5 protein-coding genes are annotated in these 6,265 nt (G+C 67.2%); 4 read left to right on the top strand and 1 reads right to left on the bottom strand.

Annotated features, from left to right (window positions below):
* The first annotated feature begins 184 nt into the window (after nt 1-184).
* Nucleotides 185-2,875, top strand: coding sequence for a DNA mismatch repair protein MutS (mutS, locus tag AC1DK4_RS14675; RefSeq protein ID WP_441618884.1), 2,691 nt, complete (start codon nt 185-187; stop codon nt 2,873-2,875).
* A complete protein-coding gene (locus tag AC1DK4_RS14670; protein ID WP_441618882.1) occupies nt 2,872-3,942 on the top strand; it encodes a hypothetical protein in 1,071 nt (356 codons plus the stop codon). The genes mutS and AC1DK4_RS14670 overlap by 4 nt, the downstream gene beginning before the upstream one ends.
* Nucleotides 3,943-4,043: 101 nt before the next feature.
* Here the strand turns inward: AC1DK4_RS14670 and AC1DK4_RS14665 are convergent, their stop codons facing one another.
* Nucleotides 4,044-4,574: an FKBP-type peptidyl-prolyl cis-trans isomerase gene (locus AC1DK4_RS14665; protein ID WP_441618880.1), complete on the bottom strand. Its 531-nt coding sequence runs from the start codon at nt 4,572-4,574 to the stop codon at nt 4,044-4,046.
* Nucleotides 4,575-4,585: 11 nt separating this feature from the next.
* On the opposite strand from AC1DK4_RS14665, the gene AC1DK4_RS14660 reads away from it, so the two are divergent.
* Together AC1DK4_RS14660 and AC1DK4_RS14655 are read left to right on the top strand one after the other, a co-directional pair.
* Nucleotides 4,586-5,794 (top strand): ribosomal protein uL16 3-hydroxylase, encoded by a 1,209-nt coding sequence (locus AC1DK4_RS14660; protein ID WP_441618879.1) that lies wholly within the window; start codon nt 4,586-4,588, stop codon nt 5,792-5,794.
* A 199-nt stretch (nt 5,795-5,993) separates the two neighbouring features.
* The gene (locus AC1DK4_RS14655) at nt 5,994-6,224 is read left to right on the top strand and encodes a hypothetical protein (protein ID WP_081651328.1); all 231 of its coding nucleotides are present in this window, start codon (nt 5,994-5,996) and stop codon (nt 6,222-6,224) included.
* Nucleotides 6,225-6,265: the final 41 nt, after the last annotated feature.

Raw genomic sequence — 6,265 nt, 5'->3', positions numbered from 1 at the left:
GTACCATATCGCCCATCTTCCGAAATACCCCCTTGCGTCCCGAGGCAGCCCCCTCGCGCGGCCGGCTTTTTCCCGGCGCGCGCCGGCGCCATGCGCCATGTGCGCCAGTCGGGGCGGCAAGGCGATGGCAAGCACGGAAAGGCGGCGTAGCGCCGGCTTTCCGTGCCAAACAGGTTTAATGGCAATGGGATTGCAGAAAAAGACGAACCCGGATCAAACGGCGGCAGATGCTTCCGGCAGCAAGCACACCCCCATGATGCAGCAGTATCTGCGCATCAAGGCGGACCACCCGGACACCTTGCTGTTCTACCGGATGGGCGACTTCTATGAGCTCTTCCATGACGACGCCGAGAAGGCGGCGCGCCTGCTGGACATCACGCTGACGGCGCGCGGCGCCTCCAACGGCGTACCGATCCGCATGGCGGGCATCCCCTTCCACTCGGTGGACCAGTACCTCGCGCGGCTGGTCAAGCTGGGCGAATCCGTGGCGATCTGCGAGCAGATCGGCGACCCGGCCACCAGCAAGGGACCGGTCGAACGCAAGGTGGTTCGCATCGTCACCCCGGGCACGCTGACCGACGCGGCGCTGCTGCCGGACAAGGCCGACACCTTCCTGATGGCCGTGCACCAGCACACCACGCGCCGCGGCGTCAGCAAGACCGGCCTGGCGTGGCTCAACCTCGCCAGTGGCGAACTGCGCCTGATGGAGTGCGAGGTGGCGCAGCTTGGCCGCGAACTGGAACGCATCCGGCCGGCCGAGCTGCTGTTCGCGGATGGCATCGAGCTGCCGGCGCTGGCCTGCGCCCGCACGCGCCTGCCGGAGTGGCACTTCGACCAGGAAGCCGGCACCCGCCGCCTGCGCGAGCAGCTCGGCGTGGCGAGCCTGGACCCGTTCGGCTGTGCCGGGCTGGGCGCGGCGCTCGGCGCGGCGGGCGCGCTGCTGAACTATGCCGCTTCCACGCAAGGCCAATCGCTGCGCCATGTGCAAGGCGTCACGGTCGAGCGCGAATCGGAATTCGTCGGCCTGGATACCGCCACGCGGCGCAACCTGGAGTTGACCGAGACGCTGCGCGGCGGCGAGTCGCCGACGCTGTTCTCGCTGCTGGACACCTGCGCCACCACCATGGGCAGCCGCCTGCTGCGCCACTGGCTGCACCACCCGCTGCGCGACCGCGCCATGCCGCAGGCGCGCCAGCAGGCCATCGGTGCCCTGCTCGCCCAGGGCACCGAGCCGCTGCGCGCGGCGTTGCGCAGGCTGTCCGACGTGGAACGCATCACCGCGCGCCTGGCGCTGCTCAATGCGCGCCCGCGCGACCTGTCATCGCTGCGCGACACGCTGGCCGCCCTGCCCGACGTGCAGGCCTGCGTGCAGCCCGACGACGCGGCGCCGCTGCTGAACCTGACCCTGGCCGAGCTGGCCGTGCCGCAGGCCTGCCAGGACCTGCTGAGCGCGGCGGTGGCGCCCGAGCCGCCCAGCGTGGTGCGCGACGGCGGCGTGATCGCGCGCGGCTTCGACGCCGAGCTCGACGAACTGCGCGACATCTCGGAGAACTGTGGCCAGTTCCTGGTCGAGCTGGAGGCGCGCGAGCGCACCCGCACCGGCATCGCCAATCTGCGCGTGGAATACAACCGCGTGCATGGCTTCTATATCGAGGTGACCAACGGCCAGGCCGACAAGGTCCCCGACGACTACCGCCGCCGCCAGACGCTGAAGAACGCCGAACGCTACATCACGCCCGAGCTCAAGTCCTTCGAGGACAAGGCGCTGTCCGCGCAAGACCGCGCGCTGGCGCGCGAGAAGCAGCTCTACGACGCGCTGCTGCAGCAATTGCTGCCGCATATCGGCGAACTGCAGCGCGTGGCCGGCGCGCTGGCCCGGCTCGACGTGCTGGCGGCGCTGGCCGAGCGCGCGCAGACGCTGGACTGGACCCAGCCCGAGCGCGTCGACGAGAACGCCATCGACATCGTGCAGGGTCGCCATCCGGTGGTGGAAGGCCAGCTCGCCGCCGAATCCGTGCCCTTCATCGCCAACGACTGCCAGCTCAACGAAGCGCGCAAGCTGCTGCTGATCACCGGCCCGAACATGGGCGGCAAGTCGACCTTCATGCGCCAGACCGCGCTGATCGTGCTGCTGGCCTGCGTGGGTGCCTACGTACCCGCGCGGCGCGCCGTGATCGGCCCGATCGACCGCATCTTCACCCGCATCGGCGCGGCCGACGATCTCGCCGGCGGGCGCTCCACCTTCATGGTGGAGATGACCGAGGCTGCCGGCATCCTGCACAACGCCACGCCCGCCAGCCTGGTGCTGATGGACGAGATCGGCCGCGGCACGTCCACCTTCGACGGCCTCGCGCTGGCATGGGCCATCGCGCGCCACATCCTGGCGCACAACCGCAGCCATACGCTGTTCGCCACCCACTACTTCGAACTGACGCAGCTGCCGCAGGAATTCACGCAGGCAGCCAACGTGCACCTCTCCGCGGTGGAGCATGGCGACGGCATCGTCTTCCTGCACGCGGTGCAGGACGGCCCGGCCAGCCAGAGCTATGGCCTGCAGGTGGCGCAACTCGCGGGGGTGCCGCAGCCGGTGATCCGCGCGGCGCGCAAGCACCTGGCGTGGCTCGAGCAGCAGTCGGCGGATGCCACGCCCACGCCGCAGCTCGACCTGTTCGCGGCGCCGCTGTCGCCGCTGGACGACGAGGATGACTATGCGGAGCCGGCAAGTGGCACCGCGGACACAGCCATATCGCCGGAACAAGCCGCGCTGCTCGACGCCATCGGCGAACTCGATCCGGACAGCCTCACGCCGCGCGAAGCCCTCGATGCGCTCTACCGCCTGCGTGCGCTGGCCAGGGATGCGGTAGCCACCGCATGACGCCGACCGGGCTGGCAAGCCGGCGCAGCCTGGCGCGCGCGCTCGCCCGGGCGGCAGGCTGCACCGTGCTCGGCGTAGTGCTCGCGTCGCCCGCGCTGCCGGGCGACGCGCTGGCCGCGCAGGCCAATCGCGTTCGCGCGCCGGCCAGCGAGACCGTGCGCATCGCCCTGATCGCCGACCAGCCGCAGTGGCCTGCGGCCGAAGACGGTACCACGCGCCTGCTCGAATACGCCGCCGCGCGCCGGCTCGACATGGTGGTGCACCTCGGCGGCATCAAGGGCGATACCGAATCCTGCGGCGATGCCCTGCTCACGGCGCGCCAGCGCCTGCTTGACCAGTCGCCGCTGCCGCTGGTCTACCTGCCCGGCGAAACCGACTGGGCGGAATGCCAGCGCGCCGTGAACGGCCATTTCGATCCGGTGGAACGCCTGAACCGGCTGCGCGAGTTGTTCTACCCGGCAGACACCACGCTGGGCCAGCGCGTCGTGCCGCTCATGCGGCAATCCGACCAGGCCACCTTCCGCAGCTTCCGGGAGAACGTGCGCTGGAGCGCCGGGGGCGTGTTGCTGGTGGCATTGAACCTGCCTGGCGACAACAATCACTATCGCTCGGAGGGCGGCCGCAACGGCGAGTTCGAAGACCGCCGCGAGGCCAATCGCCAGTGGCTCGCGCGTGCCTTCTCCCTGGCGCAGCAGCAGAACCTGCCGGGCATCGTTGTGCTGGCCCATGCCGATCCGCAGTTCGGCAACGGCTGGGAGCAACGCGGCAAGCCTTCCCTGTTCGACGGCTTCCTGCGCCGCCGCGCGCGCGATGGCTTCCAGGAGTACAAGCGCCAGCTGCGCGATCTCGCCACGCGTTACCGCGGCCAGGTATTGCTCGTACATACCGGCCAGGGTGGGTTCGGCATCGATACACCGCTCAAGGATGCAGGTGGCAAGGTGCTGCGCAACGTCACCCGCGTGGTGCTGCCGGCCGGCACGCCCGGGCAGTTCGCCGAGCTGTCGATCACGCCGGGTTCGCCCAAGCCGTTCGAAGTGACCCTGAAGGATGGGCCGGAGGCGGAGTGATGCGGGGCGGGCCATTCATGCGCGCCCTCCATGCGTGCCACCCATGAAAAAAGCCGGCTAAGCCGGCTTTGGTAGCAGGTGCGCGCGCAGCGGGCCTGCGCTCAGTGCAGCGTGCGGTTGCCGCCGTCTTCGTCTTCATCCTCGTCCACCACCTCGACGCCCGAGGCGCCGTGGGCGTGGCCATGCTGCACTTCGTCGTCGGTGGCTTCGCGCACCTCGGACACCTGCAGCCAGAAACGCAGCGCCATGCCGGCCAGCGGATGGTTGCCGTCCAGCACGACCTTGTCCTGGGCCACGTCCGTCACCGTGTAGATGATCGAATCGTCTTCGTCACCGTCTTCGGGCACGCCTTCGAATTGCATGCCGATCTCGAGCGGCTCGGGGAAACGGTCACGCGGTTCCACCTTGACCATCTCGGCGTCGTAATCGCCGAACGCTTCTTCGGGTTCGAGCTGGAGCTGGGTCTCGAAGCCGGCTTCGTGGCCTTCGAGCGCTTCCTCGATCTTGGGGAACGTGCCATCATAGCCGCCGTGCAAGTAGACCATCGGCTCATCCGACTCCTCGATCAGATTGCCCTGCGCATCCGACAGCTTGTACACCACGGATACCACCGTGTTCTTAGCGATTTTCAATTCTTGACTCCATGAACGATTCCGCATTATACGCGCAGGCCCTGCCCCCCGGCCCCGTCGATCCCGACGTGCCGCTCCCCCTGCTGGGAGGCATGACGCCGGCCGCTTTCATGCGCGATATCTGGCACCGCAAGCCCCTGCTGATCCGACAGGCCGTACCGGGAATCGTGCCGCCGGTATCGCCAGAGTCCCTTTTCGAGCTGGCCGACCGCGACGACGTCGAGGCCCGCCTGGTGTCGCACTTCCGCAACCGCTGGAAGCTCGAGCAGGGCCCGTTCGCCGCCGACAACCTGCCCTCGCGCAAGGCGCGCCAGTGGACCTTGCTCGTGCAGGGCGTCAACCTCCACGATAGCGCAGCCGCGGCATTGCTGGGGCAATTCCGTTTCGCCCCCGATGCGCGGCTCGACGACCTCATGGTCAGCTACGCCACCGACGGTGGCGGCGTCGGCCCGCACTTCGATTCCTACGACGTTTTCCTGCTGCAAGTATCGGGCCGGCGGCGCTGGCGCATCTCCTCCCAGACCAAGCTGGATCTGGTGCCGGACCTGCCGCTGAAGATCCTGGCGGACTTCACACACGAACAGGAGTGGGTGCTGGAACCCGGCGACATGCTTTACCTGCCGCCCCAGTACGCCCACGACGGCGTCGCCGAAGGCGAGTGCATGACCTACTCCATCGGCTTCCGCGCACCGGCCTACCGCGAGCTGGCAGGGCATTTCCTCGCCTGGCTGTCGGAGACGGTAGAGGATAACGAAGACCTGAGCGGGCGCTATGCGGACCCCGGCGAACCCGCCACCGCGCGTCCGGCCCAGTTGCCCGCCAGCATGGTGCGTGCGGTAAGCGAACGCCTCGGTGCCCTGCGTTGGTCGGGTAGCATGATTTCCGAATTTCTGGGTGCGCATCTCTCCGAACCGAAACCGACCGTGGAATTCCCGGTCGTGCCCGAAATCACACTGAAGAAATACACAAAACTTGCGCTATCTCACGGCATCGTGCTAGCGCCGGGATCGATCGCATTGTATGACCGCACGCATTTCTTTATCAACGGAGAAGCCTACGAACCGCCGCCAGAACTCGCAAGATGGCTGCGGCAACTGGGAGATCGGCGCCAATTAAGTGCCGCGGAAGTAGCCGCGTGCGCCGATTTGCCCGACCTGATGGAGACCTTCCATCATTGGGCACTCGAAGGATGGCTGCAACTTGCGCCATCTACCCTGTAATAATCCGTAACAACCAAAAACAGGAAAAGACAGCGCTACACAAGCCGGGAAAACGCGGATATAATCGTCGGCTGGCTAGTACTGTGTACCACTGCATTTGTCGGCACCCGGGAGAGCCTCTATTTTGCAGTTCAAGAGCGATAATTACCGGTAATTATTCATCGCCTGTTTTTCTGTTATTAAAGTTAAAGGACGAACAATGAAGAAGTCTCTCCTGATCGCATCGCTGCTCGCCGCCGTTGCTCTCGCCGCTTGCGGCAAGAAAGAAGAAGCCGCTGCACCGGCACCGGAAGCTTCGGCTCCTGCCGCTGCTGCCCCGGCACCGGAAGCTTCGGCTCCCGCTGCTGCTCCGGCTGCTGACGCATCGGCTCCGGCCGCTGACGCTTCGGCCCCGGCTGCTGACGCATCGGCTCCGGCTGCCAAGCAGTAATCGGTCTCGACCGATAAAAAAGCCGACCTTCGGGTCGGCTT

This window comes from Cupriavidus sp. 05N38 (assembly GCF_056397345.1).
This window is presented reverse-complemented; position numbering and strand designations above follow the sequence as displayed.

Excerpts from the sequence above, each read along its gene's own strand:
- mutS (WP_441618884.1), top strand. The coding sequence starts at position 185 with ATGGGATTGCAGAAAAAGACGAACCCGGATCAAACGGCGGCAGATGCT.
- AC1DK4_RS14670 (WP_441618882.1), top strand. The coding sequence starts at position 2,872 with ATGACGCCGACCGGGCTGGCAAGCCGGCGCAGCCTGGCGCGCGCGCTC.
- AC1DK4_RS14655 (WP_081651328.1), top strand. The coding sequence starts at position 5,994 with ATGAAGAAGTCTCTCCTGATCGCATCGCTGCTCGCCGCCGTTGCTCTC.
- AC1DK4_RS14660 (WP_441618879.1), top strand. The coding sequence starts at position 4,586 with ATGAACGATTCCGCATTATACGCGCAGGCCCTGCCCCCCGGCCCCGTC.